The 15,088-nt window shown below is 33.8% G+C and carries 18 protein-coding genes; 12 read left to right on the forward strand and 6 right to left on the reverse strand.

Features of this window, described 5'->3' with window-relative positions; translation table 11 throughout:
• Positions 1–440 precede the first annotated feature (440 nt).
• Positions 441–2,171 (reverse strand): ABC-F family ATP-binding cassette domain-containing protein, encoded by a 1,731-nt coding sequence (locus QVO42_RS06540; protein ID WP_022425343.1) that lies wholly within the window; start codon positions 2,169–2,171, stop codon positions 441–443.
• 10 nt (positions 2,172–2,181) lie between these two features.
• Positions 2,182–2,373 (reverse strand): DUF3006 family protein, encoded by a 192-nt coding sequence (locus tag QVO42_RS06545; RefSeq protein WP_022425344.1) that lies wholly within the window; start codon positions 2,371–2,373, stop codon positions 2,182–2,184.
• A gap of 636 nt (positions 2,374–3,009) precedes the next feature.
• Between QVO42_RS06545 and QVO42_RS06550 the strand changes: the two genes are divergently transcribed.
• From QVO42_RS06550 to QVO42_RS06565, 5 genes are all read left to right on the forward strand, one after another.
• A complete protein-coding gene (locus QVO42_RS06550) occupies positions 3,010–3,918 on the forward strand; it encodes an RNA-guided endonuclease InsQ/TnpB family protein (RefSeq protein WP_022425345.1) in 909 nt (302 codons plus the stop codon).
• Positions 3,919–3,940: 22 nt separating this feature from the next.
• Positions 3,941–4,102, forward strand: a complete 162-nt coding sequence (locus QVO42_RS10450) for a hypothetical protein (RefSeq protein ID WP_353867250.1) — start codon at positions 3,941–3,943, stop codon at positions 4,100–4,102.
• The gene (locus QVO42_RS06555; RefSeq protein ID WP_288163989.1) at positions 4,089–4,301 is read left to right on the forward strand and encodes a zinc ribbon domain-containing protein; all 213 of its coding nucleotides are present in this window, start codon (positions 4,089–4,091) and stop codon (positions 4,299–4,301) included. Before QVO42_RS10450 ends, QVO42_RS06555 begins: the two co-directional genes overlap by 14 nt.
• Positions 4,302–4,579: 278 nt before the next feature.
• Positions 4,580–4,888 carry an EamA family transporter gene (locus tag QVO42_RS06560; RefSeq protein ID WP_288163991.1) on the forward strand — a complete coding sequence of 103 codons (309 nt, stop codon included), beginning with the start codon at positions 4,580–4,582 and terminating at the stop codon, positions 4,886–4,888.
• A 39-nt stretch (positions 4,889–4,927) separates the two neighbouring features.
• Positions 4,928–5,416: an EamA family transporter gene (locus tag QVO42_RS06565; RefSeq protein WP_288163993.1), complete on the forward strand. Its 489-nt coding sequence runs from the start codon at positions 4,928–4,930 to the stop codon at positions 5,414–5,416.
• Between the two features lie 27 nt (positions 5,417–5,443).
• Here the strand turns inward: QVO42_RS06565 and QVO42_RS06570 are convergent, their stop codons facing one another.
• A complete protein-coding gene (locus QVO42_RS06570) occupies positions 5,444–5,851 on the reverse strand; it encodes an RrF2 family transcriptional regulator (protein ID WP_022425347.1) in 408 nt (135 codons plus the stop codon).
• A 231-nt stretch (positions 5,852–6,082) separates the two neighbouring features.
• On the opposite strand from QVO42_RS06570, the gene QVO42_RS06575 reads away from it, so the two are divergent.
• The gene (locus tag QVO42_RS06575; RefSeq protein WP_022425348.1) at positions 6,083–6,451 is read left to right on the forward strand and encodes a desulfoferrodoxin family protein; all 369 of its coding nucleotides are present in this window, start codon (positions 6,083–6,085) and stop codon (positions 6,449–6,451) included.
• A 53-nt stretch (positions 6,452–6,504) separates the two neighbouring features.
• Here QVO42_RS06575 and QVO42_RS06580 read toward each other — a convergent pair whose 3' ends face one another.
• A complete protein-coding gene (locus QVO42_RS06580; protein ID WP_022425349.1) occupies positions 6,505–7,773 on the reverse strand; it encodes an O-acetylhomoserine aminocarboxypropyltransferase/cysteine synthase family protein in 1,269 nt (422 codons plus the stop codon).
• A gap of 125 nt (positions 7,774–7,898) precedes the next feature.
• Here QVO42_RS06580 and QVO42_RS06585 point away from each other — a divergent pair, with 125 nt between their 5' ends.
• The 3 genes from QVO42_RS06585 to QVO42_RS06595 all read left to right on the forward strand — a co-directional run bounded on the left by QVO42_RS06585 (position 7,899) and on the right by QVO42_RS06595 (position 10,789).
• Positions 7,899–8,216, forward strand: coding sequence for a single-stranded DNA-binding protein (locus QVO42_RS06585; protein WP_022425350.1), 318 nt, complete (start codon positions 7,899–7,901; stop codon positions 8,214–8,216).
• A gap of 70 nt (positions 8,217–8,286) precedes the next feature.
• Positions 8,287–9,876, forward strand: a complete 1,590-nt coding sequence (locus QVO42_RS06590; protein ID WP_288163996.1) for a Cof-type HAD-IIB family hydrolase — start codon at positions 8,287–8,289, stop codon at positions 9,874–9,876.
• 46 nt (positions 9,877–9,922) lie between these two features.
• A complete protein-coding gene (locus tag QVO42_RS06595; RefSeq protein WP_022425352.1) occupies positions 9,923–10,789 on the forward strand; it encodes a DMT family transporter in 867 nt (288 codons plus the stop codon).
• A gap of 18 nt (positions 10,790–10,807) precedes the next feature.
• Here QVO42_RS06595 and QVO42_RS06600 read toward each other — a convergent pair whose 3' ends face one another.
• Positions 10,808–12,151: an MATE family efflux transporter gene (locus QVO42_RS06600; protein WP_022425353.1), complete on the reverse strand. Its 1,344-nt coding sequence runs from the start codon at positions 12,149–12,151 to the stop codon at positions 10,808–10,810.
• A 139-nt stretch (positions 12,152–12,290) separates the two neighbouring features.
• Here QVO42_RS06600 and QVO42_RS06605 point away from each other — a divergent pair, with 139 nt between their 5' ends.
• From QVO42_RS06605 to QVO42_RS06615, 3 genes are all read left to right on the forward strand, one after another.
• Positions 12,291–13,517 (forward strand): hypothetical protein, encoded by a 1,227-nt coding sequence (locus tag QVO42_RS06605; protein WP_022425354.1) that lies wholly within the window; start codon positions 12,291–12,293, stop codon positions 13,515–13,517.
• Between the two features lie 45 nt (positions 13,518–13,562).
• Positions 13,563–14,348, forward strand: coding sequence for a Nif3-like dinuclear metal center hexameric protein (locus QVO42_RS06610; protein WP_022425355.1), 786 nt, complete (start codon positions 13,563–13,565; stop codon positions 14,346–14,348).
• Between the two features lie 81 nt (positions 14,349–14,429).
• Positions 14,430–14,606, forward strand: coding sequence for a hypothetical protein (locus QVO42_RS06615; protein WP_288164001.1), 177 nt, complete (start codon positions 14,430–14,432; stop codon positions 14,604–14,606).
• Positions 14,607–14,843: 237 nt separating this feature from the next.
• On the opposite strand, the gene QVO42_RS10455 is transcribed toward QVO42_RS06615, so the two are convergent.
• Positions 14,844–15,020: a DUF3427 domain-containing protein gene (locus QVO42_RS10455; protein WP_353867249.1), complete on the reverse strand. Its 177-nt coding sequence runs from the start codon at positions 15,018–15,020 to the stop codon at positions 14,844–14,846.
• Positions 15,021–15,088: the final 68 nt, after the last annotated feature.

A 15,088-nucleotide genomic window follows, 5' to 3' on the forward strand; every position in this document is an offset into this window, starting at 1 on the left:
AAACCCCAAGTCTATTTAGTTACTCCAGAAAAGCTATGGTGATGTAAAAGCCATAGCTTTTTCAGTTGTGAAAAAAACACCTATTTATCAGCGAATTTTCAATTTATGAAAATGTGTGTAAACGCTTGCGTTTGCGTGAATGATAATGTATGATATAAGCGAAAAGAGAAGACAGAAGATAAAACATTAAATATAAGACATGTTACTTGACTTCCTAGTCTAACGAACCGAAAAGTAAATAAGTAATACGGCAATTATAGTAAGATTCGATCTTATATTCAGTGAGAAATGAAAATTTCTAATAAAATGTTGAACCCATAAAAAGTCTAATAATAAAAAGAACTCAATATCAATACGATGGGTTTGATAAATTATTCAAATGAGTCTAATGCTTCTCCTTATATAGCAAAAGAGGAATCCAAATGGGTTCCTCTTTTCATTTAGCTTTCTTCTATTTCTAATAGTTCTAGATAACGTTCATTCTTTTCTTCTAAAGTTTTTTCAACTTCATCACGTTCTTTACTTAATTCATCAAGCTTTTCAAAGTCCTGGGTAGAACCCATTTCTTCATCGATCTCACTTAAACGTGTTTCTAGATTCATTAATAGATCATCCATACCTTCTAGTTCTTTCTTTTCACTGAAGGTTAATCTTCTTTTTCTATTTTCTTTAGCTTGTTTACGATAATCTTCTTTCTGAGATTCTGTTTCTTTCTTAGTATTAGTGATATCAATAGAAGCACTATAGCCACCATTCACATAATGAATTTCCTGATCCTTAAAGACAAATAAACCATCTACAATACGATCTAGGAAATAACGGTCATGGGATACAGTAATCACAATACCTTTAAATGTATCTAGATAATCTTCTAATACATTCAATGTTTCAATATCTAAGTCATTCGTCGGTTCATCTAATAGTAATACATTAGGTGCACCCATTAAAACCTTTAATAAGTAGAGTCTTCTTTGTTCTCCACCAGATAATTTACCAATTTGTGTATACTGGGCATGGTCATCAAATAAGAAACGTTCACACATATTACGAGCACTAAGTGTACCTTCACTTGTTTCTAGATTATCACTTGTTTCTCTAATATAATCAATAACTCTCATTGTAGGATCATCATAATGGAAATGTTGCTGGAAATAGGCCATACGAATTGTATCACCAATAATAATCTCTCCATCATAATCAGTGATAATACCAGCAATCATATTAAGGAGTGTTGTCTTACCACAGCCATTTTGTCCTAATATACCAATACGGTCAAATCTCTTAAATAAATAAGAAAATGGCTTAAACATCACCTTATCAGGATAACTCTTAGACACATTCACTAACTCAATAGTCTTCTTACCTAAACGACTTGTAGTATCTATTAATTCAACAGTCCCTTTTTCTTGAATCTGTTCAATAGAAGATAATTCTTCAAAACGCTGTAAACGGTCTTTACTCTTAGTAGAACGTGCCTGAACGCCTGCTCTGACCCATTCTAATTCTTTCTTTAAGAAGAGGTTTCTTTTTCTTTGTGCCTGTAAGGCATTGTTTTCTCTTTCTGCCTTTAATTCTAGAAAGTGTGAATAATTGGCTACATAAGGGAAAATCTCACCTCTATCTAATTCATAAATCTTATTAGTAATACGTTCTAGGAAGTAACGATCATGAGTGACCATGAGTAATCCTTTAGAACGTTTAATTAAATATTTTTCTAGATATTCAATCATAGGTGTATCTAGATGGTTTGTTGGTTCGTCTAGAATAAGTAAATCACATTCTTCTAGTAATACGATAGCAAGAGCTAAACGTTTTTTCTGACCTCCAGATAAAGTACTGATCACCTGATCCATATCTTCTAGACCAAAACGTGTTAAAGAAGACTTAATAGAATATTCAGGGACATCCTTAAGAATATGTTTTGCTTCATTAAGAATCGTTTCATTATCTCTAAATACAGGATTCTGAGGTAAATAAGCAATCTTTAGATCCTTCTTATAAGTGATTGCAGGACTGTCATGATTGGCAATCATCTTTAATAAAGTACTCTTACCTGTTCCATTGACACCAACTAAGGCAATCTTATCTGTATCCTCTACAATCATATTCAAGTTCTTATACAACTGTCTCTCACCAATCGCATAAGATAAATTCTGTATATTAATTAACATGTAGTCACCTCTATAAAAGAGAGTGGAACAAATCATCCACTTCTTGTTTTCTCTTCTTAGTTTCTTCAGGTAAAACATGGAAGCATTCATCTAATACATCGTTCTCATGTGCATTTAAATCTCTCTTTAAAATGGTTTCACCTGTCTTTAAGTTTTCTAGATGATAATACCCTTTTTCATCAATTCTTTCAACAACCCACATGATATCATCTCCTCTTTATTTTCCTCATTATAGCATGCTATAATGGGGAAAAGGAGGAAAATATAAGTAACTAAATATATTAACTATTATGATTGAATGTGTTCAAATCACCTCGAAGGAGAGCGTTAAAATGAATGCATCAAATCTCACAAATTATAAACCAAAGGATTTTGCTTAACTTTTAGGCGTATCTGTTAAGATATTATAACGTTGAGATAGAGAAGAAACTTTAAAGGCAAACCGAACCCAAACTAATAGGCATTATTATACTTATAATCAGCATTTACTAAATCAACTTGCATTTTTAAGATAGTTTTGTAATGCGAAAGAACTATTGTAGACCAGTGTATTGGAGATTATGGAAACCGTGTAACGATTTATTAGATGAAGTAATGGAACAAAAAAATAAAAACCATAATTTGAATACTCAAAACCACCGCTTAGTGAAAATTAAATTTTATTAACGCCTAATAAAAGGTGTTCATGAAGCTGAACTTAATGCATAGATTTTCCATTTGTTCTATAATTAGATTAGAAATCAGATGAAGAACTCATGCAGGATATTGTTTCAATACTTCATGTGTTCTCCTGTAGGCTGCAATGGGTATCGTAAGTATAAAAAAACTGTAGAAAGGGATGAGGAAATTGCTGAAGAGCTTCAAGACGGAAATAAATCCGACAGATGAGCAGAAAGTCAAGATTCGTAAAACAATAGGTACTTGCAGATTTATCTATAACTTCTATCTTGCTCATAATAAGGAACTTCATGAAAGTGGCAAAAAGTTTATGAGCAGCTGCCAGTTTAGAGTATGGCTTAATAATGAATATCTTCCGAGCCATCCAGAATATTCCTGGATCAAGGAAGCTTATTCAAAATCGGTAACACAGGCAGTAAACAACGGACAGACCGCATTTGAAAACTTCTTTAATCATAAGAGCGCCTTTCCAAAATTTAAGAAGAAAGGCAGATCTGATGTGAAAATGTATTTTGTGAGGAATAATCCAAAAGATTGTTGTTGCGAAAGACACAGAATCAAGATTCCGTCACTTGGCTGGGTCCGCATCAAAGAGAAAGGATATATTCCTACAACAAAGGATGGATATGTAATTAGGAGCGGTCATGTCTCAATAAAGGCTGACAGATACTATGTTTCAGTTCTTATAGAAATCCCTGATCACAGGATAGCCAGTCATTCCAGTGAAGGAATTGGCATTGACCTAGGATTAAAGGACTTTGCGATTGTTTCTAATGGAAAAACTTATAAGAACATCAATAAATCTGCAAAATTAAAGAAGCTTGAAAAAAAGCTTGCGCGAGAACAGAGAAGTCTTTCTCGAAAGTATGAAAATATAAAGAAAGGAGAGTCCACTCAAAAAAGAAATATACAGAAACAAAGGCTTAAGATACAGAAGCTTCATCATAGAATAGACAATATTCGTACTGACTACATCAATAAGACAATCGCAGAGATAGTGAAAACCAAGCCATCTTCAAAAGAAAGGAGGGTCCACTCAAAAAAGAAATATACAAAAACAAAGGCTTAAGATACAGAAGCTTCATCATAGAATTGACAATATTCGTACTGATTACATCAATAAGACAATCGCAGAGATAGTGAAAACCAAGCCATCTTATATAACGATTGAAGATCTAAACGTATCAGGAATGATGAAGAACAGACATCTTTCAAAGGCAGTTGCTTCGCAGAAGTTTTATGAATTTAGCTAAATGCAAGGAAAACGGAATCGAACTTCGAATAGTAGATAGATGGTTCCCATCATCTAAGACATGTCATTGCTGTAAAAGCATCAAGAAAGATTTAAAGCTTTCAGATAGAATTTTCAAATGTGACTGTGGTTATATCGAAGACAGAGATTTCAATGCCGCACTTAATCTGAGAGATGCTACGACTTACGTAGTTGCATAAATAATCGCAAGCGTAGGTATGTACCGAAGGCTATTTCGGGAATTTACGACTATGGAGTGTACATGAACTTGTGAGTAGATATGATTTCGGTCAATCCAAAGCATACACGATGAAATAGTAAGTAATGTTCGTGAGAACTTACATTATCTCGATGTGAGTATGTTTAATCACATTTTGAGTGGCAGCGTGAACTATATGAATAATATGCTTTTATTTGGTTTATGTGTTGTTGTGCCGGTGCTTATTCCTTTAATCATCGCATTATTAGTGGCTGTATTATGGAAAATAAAATAAGTACAAAAGGTGTATTCTTCCTGCTGATGACAGCATTTTGCTGGTCACTTGCAGGTTTATTTATACGTGCAAGCCACTTAAGTGGGCTAGGATTCTCAATGATGAGTTCTATTGTCGCAATACCTTTGAGTATGATTATTCATCATAAGAAACTGGTATTCAATAAAATGACAGTTACAGTAGGGGTCTTTCAGTTTCTTATGAGTTTGACATTCATCTATGCCAATAAGCTGACATCAGTGGCCAATGCGATTGTATTACAATACTCATCAACAATCTTTGTATTGATCTAGCAATCAATTGATTTACGTAAATTACCGACAAAAAGACAAATGGGGATCATTGCGATTGTCTTTATCGGTATGGCACTATTCTTTGCGGATACTCTTTCCTTCTCGCATCTATTAGGGAATATACTCGCAATTATATCAGGAGCCTGTTTTGGAATGCAGTTCTACCTCAACAACAAAGAAGAGGCTGAAGCTTTCTCTTCGACAATATTTGCCTATATGTTCTCTCTTACAGTAGGTTTAATTGTCTTTAGAGGATTTCCTCACTTCCATATCACTGATGCCTTTGGTGTATGTGGTTATGGTTTCTTCCCAATGTGTTTAGGTGGTATATTTCTTGCATTAGGTATTTCTTGTACAGAAGCTTTTACAGCCAATCTTATTTGTATGTTAGAAGTCATTTTAGCGCCTCTGTGGGCTTTCATCTTCTTCCATGAGACAATATCCGGTATCAGTTTAATTGGTGCAGGAATGGTTGTAGGAGGTATTATCTTAAACTTAGTATTAGACTTTAAAAAAGCAGCCATCTAGGCTGCTTCTTTTGATTGTAGACCATTTCTACTTCGATATATTCATAATGTCCTCGATGGTCTTGTCTTTCAACAAATTGTCACACGCTTCATTAAGATCTACAAAAATAGAATCAATGGCTTGTTCTACTTTAGAGTCCTTAATGGCTTCTCTTCCATCTTCTCCATTGTGCCAAGTCACATGGATATAATCATTTGAGACAGATTTCGCAATTTCAGACAAAGTAATATCATCTGCTTCTTTATCAAGACGATATCCTCCATCAACACCTGCTTTAGCCTTAATAAGGCCAGCTTCTCTCAATTTGATCATAACACGTCTTACACGTACTGGATGAGTGCAAATATGCTTTGCAAGTTCATCACTAGAAATAAGGTCTTGGTTTTTACCTAAATAGACGAGAGCGTGGACAGCAATACTAAAATCACTAGTCATATGTATCACCTCCATATAAAACTTCTATTTATATTTCCATTTACATAATAATGCCTTTTGTAAATATTTACAAGAATATTTTGCAAAAAAATCACAAAGGACACTTTTAAAAAAACCTTTTGTAATCAACGCTTTTACAATTCGATTTTTAAATATTGTAAAAGAAAGCATATCATTAGTAGTCATATTCTAAAAGTGATATGATAGGAGTAGATAAAGGAGGAATTGAATATGAAATTTTATCGTTGTGAACATTGTGGTAACGTTATTACTCATTTTGTAGATTCTGGTGTACCAGTAGTTTGTTGTGGTGAACCTATGAAGGAATTAACAGCTAATACAACTGATGCCGCAGTTGAAAAGCATGTTCCTGTAGTGAAAGTAGAGGATAATAAAGTAACAGTATCTGTAGGATCAGTAGAACATCCTATGACTGAAGCACACTACATTACATTAATTGTATTAGAAACTAAGAATGGTACTCAGTTCAAACAGTTAACACCTTCTGACAAGCCTGAAGCTGTATTCTATATTGGTGAAGGTGATGAAGTTGTAGCAGCTTATGATTACTGCAATCTTCATGGTTTATGGAAAGCATAATAAAAAGCAGAAATAAATTCTGCTTTCAGGACTGTTCATTTGAACAGTCTTTTTTAATACTTTAATGCTTCTTCGATATCCTTAATTAAGTCTTCTGGGTTTTCTAAACCAATAGATAAACGAATAAGTGTTGGATCAACACCTGCTTCTTTTAATTGTTCATCTGTCATCTGACGATGTGTATGACTTGCTGGATGTAGGATACAAGTCTTTGCATCAGCAACATGAGTGACAATATTAATAAGCTGTAAGTGATCCATGAAAGTCACTGCTTCCTTCTTATCACCCTTTAAACCAAAGCACATAACACCACATGTACCATGAGGCATATACTTCTTAGCAGCTTCATGATATTTATCATCTTCTAGTCCTGGATAGTGGATCCAAGCGACTTTTGGATGATTCTTTAAGTATGTAGCGATTTTTAAGGCATTTTCACAATGTACACGCATACGTGCTGGTAATGATTCAATTCCAATATTTAATAAATAACTATTAAATGGTGAAGGAATAGATCCTAAATCACGCATTAACTGTGCAGTGGCTTTAGTAATATAAGCTGCTTTTCCAAATCTCTTTGCATAAGTGATTCCATGATAACTATCATCTGGAGTTGTAAGTCCTGGGAATTTTTCTGCATGACTCATCCAGTCAAAGTTACCACTATCAATAATAGCACCACCAACACCAGATGCATGACCATCTAAATATTTAGTTGTAGAATGAGTCACAATATCTGCACCCCATTTAATAGGCTGACAATTTGCAGGTGTTGCGAATGTATTATCCACAATTAAAGGGACACCATGTGCATGGGCAATAGATGCAAACTTTTCAATATCTAATACTTCCATTGTAGGGTTAGATAATGTTTCTCCAAACATACACTTAGTATTTTCTTTAAATGCTGCATTGATTTCTTCTACAGATGCATCCTGATTAATAAAAGTCACATCAACACCCATCTTTTTCATAGTCACTGAAAGTAGGTTATAAGTTCCACCATAAATATTACTAGAAGCGACAACATGTCCTCCTGCTTCACAAATATTAAAAATCGCAAAGAAGTTAGCTGCCTGTCCTGAACTTGTCAACATACCAGCATAGCCACCTTCCATGCTAGTAAGTTTAGCTGCTACTGCATCATTAGTAGGGTTCTGTAAGCGTGAATAGAAATAACCGTCTTTTTCTAAATCAAATAACATACCCATTTCTTCGCTTGAATCATATTTAAAAGTAGTACTTTCATAAATTGGTAACTGTCTAGGTTCTCCATTACCAGGCTTCCAGCCTTCATGGATTGCTTTTGTTTCTAATTCCATATAATCTCCTCCGTTTTTAAACATTATATACCATAAGGGTTGTAGGGAATTAAACTTTTTTTAAAAAATCTTAAGTAATTTCTAATTGTTTTAGGGAATAAGTATATAGAAGGAGGAATAAAAATATGAATGAAGTTAAATTACAAGGTCAGATTACATCTGATCCAGAAGTGAAAGAATCTAGAAATGGAATATTAAGAGGTTCTTTCTTACTTACTACGAAAGGAGGGACTGAAGATAGACCACGTTATGATTATATACGTTGTGTAATCTGGGATGAGAAAGCGCAGTATGTTGTAGACCACTTTGAAAAGGGGCAGTCTGTGTCTATTGAAGGAAGTGTCAGAGGACGCTTTTATCCAAATCGTTCAGGAACAACTTCATATGCTATGGAAATTTATCCAGAACATATGGTATGTGAAGACTCTAACTATTCATTCTAGAACATGCATGAATGATGATTGAGTAATGCATGTTCATGCGTGTATAATGTATCTCGAAAGTGAGGGGTACATGATGAATAGAAAATACTTTTTCTTTGATATTGATGGAACTTTAGCTGTCGGTACACCAGGAGATCAGTATATTCCTGAATCAACACAATATACTTTAAAACAGCTAGAAGCAGAGGGTCATTTTATTGCGATTGCGACAGGTAGAAGTTATGCCATGGCACATGATTATATGCATGAATTAGGTTTTCATAATATGATCAGTGATGGAGGGAATGGAATTACTATTGATGATCAGTTAAAAGGCATAGAACCATTGGATTATCAATTATGTCTTGATTTAATAGATGAATGTGAGAAGAAAGGTTTGATATGGGCTTTTTCTCCTGACAACAAAACAAGAAGACTTGCACCAGATGATCGTTTTTATGAGTTTACTCATGATATTTATATGAAGACAGAAGTGGTAGAAGGTTTAGATCCACGTGATTATGATCAAATCTATAAGGTATATATTGCCTGCTTTAAGGGTGAAGAAGAGAAACTAGAATCTTTAAAGAAGTTACCTTGGTGTCGTTTTCATAAGGAATACTTGTTTGTAGAACCAGGAGATAAGAGCAAGGGTATTAAACGTATGGTGGAACATCTTGGTGGGGATATTAAAGATGTTGTCGTATTTGGTGATGAAAAGAATGATTTGTCTATGTTTATTCCAGAGTGGACAAGTATTGCGATGGGTAATGGTATAGATGAATTAAAGAAGAAAGCCACTTATGTGACTACTGATGCCAACAAGGATGGTATATACAATGCCTGTCTGCATTATGGATGGATCAAGGAAAGATATCTGTTGGCACTCGATATGGATGGTACACTTCTAAAGTCTGATAAGACAATTTCTAAAAATACAGCAGATTCATTAATTGAAGCTAACAAGCGAGGACAGAGTATCTGTTTATGTACAGGAAGAGGGCTGGCAGAATTAAAGGATTATGAAGGTGAATTAGATTTCTGTGATTATGGAATATTACTGAGTGGATGTTTGATCTATGATTTTAAAAACAATAAGCCACTAGAAGTTCATTCATTTGATACAGATATATTCACACAGATGATGGATATTGTGAAGAAAGAGGATGTGATGTTGTATTTACTAGATTCCTCGCATTCTATTGCCTCTCAAAAAGATGTAGAGAATATGCCTTACTACAATATGGCTATTTATCAATCTATGTTTGAAAGCCGTGCATTTGTTGTAGAAGATATTTATGAATATGCAGAAGAACATAAGAATGAGATTCTTAAGTTCTGTTTATATAATCCAAGTGTTGACGCAATGAATCAGCTTTTAAAGAAACTAGAAGTATTTCCAGTCAGCTGTGCTGTGGTAGAAGAAACAGCTATTGAAGTCACACCTTTAGGTATTACTAAAGGTGCAGGACTAGAATCCCTATCATCTTACTTAAATATCCCTATTGAAAATACAATCATGATGGGAGATAGTGGAAATGATATTGAAGCATTCCAGAGTGCTGGTAAAGCCATTGCGATGGGGAATGCGACAGAAGAAATTAAGAATCTAGCTACTGAAATCACATTAGATAATGATCATGATGGAATAAAGGTAATTGTAGATAAATATCTTTTGTAAGTAATAATGATTTCGTGTAGAATACCCCTTTGTAGGAGGGGGAATCATGCGTTATAAAAATCATTTATTACTACTACTTACAGCCTTCATCTGGGGCTGTGCCTTTGTAGCACAAAGTGCAGGTATGGATTATGTAGGACCATTTACTTTTACTGCCTTACGTAGTTATTTAGGTGGACTAGTTTTATTACCACTTATTTATTTCTTTGACCATACAATGAACTTTAAGGATAAGAAATTATGGGCAGGTGGAATTGCCTGTGGTATTGTATTAGGTCTAGCAAGTGCCCTGCAGCAGTTTGGTATTCAGTATACAACTGTAGGTAAAGCAGGATTTATTACAGCACTTTATATTATTGTTGTACCATTCTTTAGCTTATTTTTAGGGAAGAAGTTAAGTCCTAAGATTGGTTTCTCTGTTGTCCTTGCAGTGATTGGTCTTTACTTATTATGTATGACAGGATCACTTTCTTTAGGTAAAGGTGACTTATTAGTATGTGCATGTGCCTGTGTATTCGCATTACATATTCTTGTGATTGATCACTATTCACCTTTAGTAGATGGGGTAAAGATGAGCTGTATTCAGTTCTTCACATGTGCATTATTAAATACTATTCCTATGTTCCTATTTGAAGATGTAACTATGCATAATATCATGGCAGGATGCGTACCTATTCTCTATGCTGGATTATTATCAAGTGGAGCTGGTTATACATTACAGATTATTGGACAGAAGGGTATGAATCCTACAGTAGCTTCTATTTTGTTGAGTATGGAGTCTGTATTCTCAGTACTTGCAGGATGGGTGATCTTAGGTCAGAGTCTTACAATCAAAGAAGGATTGGGCTGTGCACTTATGTTTATTGCGATTATTATTGCACAGTTACCAGATAAAAAAACCATTCAGAATTAAATTCTGAATGGCTTTTTTTTAGTTGAATGCTTTTTTTCTTAGGATCATATAAGTAATAAGATGGGCTGCTGCAGTAACAACCCATGTTACTGGATATGATAAATAAATAGAATTAAGTGTATGGAAATATTGGAAGATAGTAAGAATCCATAAGACTCTTAGTCCACATGCACCTATTAAAGATACAATCATAGGAATAGTAGAATAACCTAAACCTCTTAATGAACCAACTATGACATCCATCCAGCCACATATGAAATAAGGGATACATATATATAATAATCTTTCATGACCATAGGCAATAGCTTGTACATCTGTTGTATAGATACGAATGAGTTCATCCGCAAAGAAGTAGACAAGATTACCTAAAACAAGTCCTACAACTGTGACTATTCCAATACATAATGCAAGGACTCTATCGACTCTCTTTCTATCATTAATACCATAGTTCTGACTTGTGAAAGTGACACATGCCTGATAGATGGCATTCATAGACTGATAAACAAATCCTTCAAGTGATCCTGCTGCGGCATTACCTGCCATTGCAATAGAACCAAATGAGTTAATAGATGACTGAATCAGAATATTAGAAATAGAGAAGATAGCACCCTGTAATCCTGCAGGTAAACCAATCTTGAATATCTGAATCACTTTATCTTTATGAAACTTTAAAGCATGAATATCTAAATGAATGACAGTACTTGTTTTCATCAAGCAGTTAATAATAAGAATTGAAGAAACAAGTTCAGCTGTAAATGTTGCAAGTGCGACACCAGCTACATCCATCTTGAATATAATAACAAATATTAAGTTTAATATGACATTTACAACACCCGCTACAATAAGGAATATAAGTGGTCTTTTTGTATCACCAATGGCACGTAATATGGCAGCACCAAAGTTATAAAGTGCAACAAAGGGCATACTTACAAAATAGATACGTAAATAGGTTGTTGCAAGATTGATGACATCATCAGGTGATCCCATCGCTTCTAGAATCATTCTTGCACATGTCACACCAATAATCGCAAAGATCAAGCCAAAGACAATTGCGAGTAGTATGGCAGAGTGTACTGTTTCATGAGTATCTTTGTCTCTTTGTGAGGCAATAAAACGTGCAACTAGTACATTGACCCCAACGGATAAACCAATAAATAAACTCACTAATAGATTGACAACAGAAGATGTAGAACCTACTGCCGCAATAGAACGTGGACCAGCAAACTGTCCTACCACAATAACGTCTGCTGCATTAAATAATAACTGTAGCACCCCTGAAAACATTAATGGTATAGAAAATATTAAGATCTTACCAAGTAATGGACCATGCGTCATATCCATTTGATATTGATCTTTCTTCATGAAATCCCCTCCTCATGACTATAGTCTAACACAATAAAAAGAAAGGCGTTGAGAAGTTTCAAAAAGTGTAAATGAAAGTAACACTTTTTTTTTAGAGAACCATTCGTTATAATTGTTTTGGAAAGAGGGGAGTGAAAAAATGATATTTCACGAAGTTGAATTATCTCATACAAAAGAAATTATGGATTCATATGAAGTGAATCCTATTATTGCGAAATATGTAGAACATAGAGGCTTCACAAAAGAAGACTATGAAGCACTCAACACACCATTCTATTATAACTTTACAGATTTAGAGAATGGTGAAGCAGCATTGAATCTCATTAAAGAAGCATGTGCTTCTAAGTCTAAGATTCATATTTGTATCATGAGTACAGAACTACATCATTTATTAGAAAGTGCAATGATTTTCCTAGGTGTCTTGATGGCTAAAGGAAAATCAGCTTTTGAATTCTTTGATGGTCCTCAGGATAATTTTGGTCCTGGTCTTCATATTATCTTAGGTAATCAGTTAGAAGTAAGAGATGGTGACAATGTATATCCATTAGTACCTGGTGGTCACTATAAGGATGAAGATGTTGCACAGAGTTTACTTGTATTACAGCTTATTAATACATTACTTGGTAAAGAAAATCAGTATTTAGCTTCTCTTGCAGGTATTGGTATTCAGGCTGAAGAAGTTCCTCTACGTAATTCTAATCGTTATCATTTAAAGAAGACTTTAGGTTTATTAAATGATTGTCGTTTTGATGCGATTGAGTTTGTTGCTTTAACGCCTAAGACAAGACAGAAAAACAATATGCGTCAAAGAGAATTCAAGAAGACATATAATGAAAGTGTTATGTCTGGTTCTATCACAAATAAGATGGCACATTATCTTAGTTCTTTAAATAATGCGAAGAAGATGGTTAAGTACCTTATTTATGGCTGTCCTGGTACAGGTAAGTTCCGTTCTGTTGCACCTATTGCGGATGAAATCAATGCAGGATACTTTATTAGTGATGAATTCCATGATGATGATCGAGTAAGAGATGTGATTCCATTAGAAATTTCAGACTTATCTAAGACAAATATAGAAGAATACTTACAGGTATTATCACCATTTGGAAATGGGCAGGAAAAGACTCCTATCTCTATTGAAGGTCTAGTCATTCATGAAGCACCTGTAAAAGATTATTTTGATCATATCAAGTTAAGCTTCTTTATTCCTAATGTAGGTGGTATTGATACAATCATCTATAATCCAAACTATAAAATTAAGCAGTTTAAACAAGGTCAGAAAGTAAAGATTGTAGGTACATTAGCTATTAATGACTTTACTAGCCTTATGACAATTAACGCAGTACAAGTAGACATTCTTGATTAAGAATGTCTTTTTTTGTGTATAATTATAAGAAAGGAGTGAACATATATGACAATAAGAGACATCATAGACTTATTAGAGTCACAAGGTGAATGGGTGAATAGAAGCTGTACAAGAGATCGTATATTGTTTGGGGATGATCAAACAGAAATAAGTAAAGTCATTACTTGTTGGGTTGCGACTAATAAAGTGATTCAATATGCAATAGAACATGATATACATTTTATTATTTCACATGAGAATCCATTCTATCTCGCATCTACATCGTTACCTACACTTATATATAAAGCACAAAAAGAAAAAGAAGCATTATTAAAGGAAAATAATATTACTATTTATAGATGTCATGATTTATGGGATGTCTATCCCGAATATGGCATTAGAGATAGCTGGGCTAATACATTAGATCTAGATTTTGAAGAATCACATGATCATTCTTACTATAGATATACAAATGATATTAATATGACTGTAGAAGAATGTGCACAACATATTATTAATAGAATAAAACCTTACCACCAGCAAGGTATAGAAATCATAGGAGATAAGACGCAAATAATACATAGATTAGGCATAGGTACAGGGGCTTGTACAGATGTATTTGAAATGTATAAAGAAGGTGCAGATGCATGTTTAGTCAGTGATGATGGTGTAAGTAACTGGATAGGTGTCCAGTGGGCAGTAGATCATGATATTCCACTTATAGTGATTAATCATATGACATGTGAAGCACCAGGTATGGAACATATGGTAGAGTACTTGTCTAAACAGTTTCCAAAAGTGACTTTTACCTTTGTATCCAATGATTATGGTATATACCATATGGATGAATAAGCATTTTTAAGCACGAATTTGAAAAAAAGAAGTATAAAAACAATTCATGATATGATAACTGTAAGGGAAGGATACGATGAATTGTTTTTTAATGCCTTATTTTTATTTATTAATAATCCAGAAGTATGTGATATCAATTACCAGATTGCTTTAGGACTATTAAAGAATGGACATGAACTAGATTATCTGACAATCAATGAACTTGCTGAAAGATGTTTTGTTTCTACTTCTAGCTTAAATCGATTCTTTCGTATTTAAGGCTACAATAAGTATATGATCTTTAAAGCATTATTCTCTAGTCATTTACGTATTCGTTATGTACAGATACAAAATAGAATAAATGAAAAAGATTATGAGGTGCTTTATAAGGTAGTTTCTAGTATTCTTAAATCAGAAGACTATGAAAGACTCATAGATATGTCATGTAAAATACCCTCCCATATGTATTCTATTAGAGAATTAGATAGGAGGGTAGTAGGCACTTTGAGGTAAGTATTAGGAAAGGATGTAATCGTAGATGTCTGATCTAACTGGTTGATCTAGATGATAGTAGATTTCGCATACTGGCACATCGTTAGCCATTGTGGTCTCTTCTATTTTTGAAATATATACTTCACCTAAATAATAGAATTCTTTTGAAGCAGCATCATCTTTATTTTTTATTATAAACAAAGTATAAATTTCTAATTATCTTTTTATATTTTCTTAAATGCTCGTAAAGCCTTATTCTATGTGCTTTC

It is taken from the genome of Catenibacterium sp. CAG:290 (genome assembly GCF_000437715.1).
Taxonomy (GTDB): domain Bacteria; phylum Bacillota_I; class Bacilli_A; order Erysipelotrichales; family Coprobacillaceae; genus Catenibacterium; species Catenibacterium mitsuoka_A.

Excerpts from the sequence above, each read along its gene's own strand:
- QVO42_RS06540 (WP_022425343.1), bottom strand. The coding sequence starts at position 2,171 with ATGTTAATTAATATACAGAATTTATCTTATGCGATTGGTGAGAGACAG.
- QVO42_RS06545 (WP_022425344.1), bottom strand. The coding sequence starts at position 2,373 with ATGTGGGTTGTTGAAAGAATTGATGAAAAAGGGTATTATCATCTAGAA.
- QVO42_RS06550 (WP_022425345.1), top strand. The coding sequence starts at position 3,010 with ATGAGGAAATTGCTGAAGAGCTTCAAGACGGAAATAAATCCGACAGAT.
- QVO42_RS06555 (WP_288163989.1), top strand. The coding sequence starts at position 4,089 with ATGAATTTAGCTAAATGCAAGGAAAACGGAATCGAACTTCGAATAGTA.
- QVO42_RS06560 (WP_288163991.1), top strand. The coding sequence starts at position 4,580 with ATGGAAAATAAAATAAGTACAAAAGGTGTATTCTTCCTGCTGATGACA.
- QVO42_RS06565 (WP_288163993.1), top strand. The coding sequence starts at position 4,928 with ATGGGGATCATTGCGATTGTCTTTATCGGTATGGCACTATTCTTTGCG.
- QVO42_RS06570 (WP_022425347.1), bottom strand. The coding sequence starts at position 5,851 with ATGACTAGTGATTTTAGTATTGCTGTCCACGCTCTCGTCTATTTAGGT.
- QVO42_RS06575 (WP_022425348.1), top strand. The coding sequence starts at position 6,083 with ATGAAATTTTATCGTTGTGAACATTGTGGTAACGTTATTACTCATTTT.
- QVO42_RS06580 (WP_022425349.1), bottom strand. The coding sequence starts at position 7,773 with ATGGAATTAGAAACAAAAGCAATCCATGAAGGCTGGAAGCCTGGTAAT.
- QVO42_RS06585 (WP_022425350.1), top strand. The coding sequence starts at position 7,899 with ATGAATGAAGTTAAATTACAAGGTCAGATTACATCTGATCCAGAAGTG.
- QVO42_RS06590 (WP_288163996.1), top strand. The coding sequence starts at position 8,287 with ATGATGAATAGAAAATACTTTTTCTTTGATATTGATGGAACTTTAGCT.
- QVO42_RS06595 (WP_022425352.1), top strand. The coding sequence starts at position 9,923 with ATGCGTTATAAAAATCATTTATTACTACTACTTACAGCCTTCATCTGG.
- QVO42_RS06600 (WP_022425353.1), bottom strand. The coding sequence starts at position 12,151 with ATGAAGAAAGATCAATATCAAATGGATATGACGCATGGTCCATTACTT.
- QVO42_RS06605 (WP_022425354.1), top strand. The coding sequence starts at position 12,291 with ATGATATTTCACGAAGTTGAATTATCTCATACAAAAGAAATTATGGAT.
- QVO42_RS06610 (WP_022425355.1), top strand. The coding sequence starts at position 13,563 with ATGACAATAAGAGACATCATAGACTTATTAGAGTCACAAGGTGAATGG.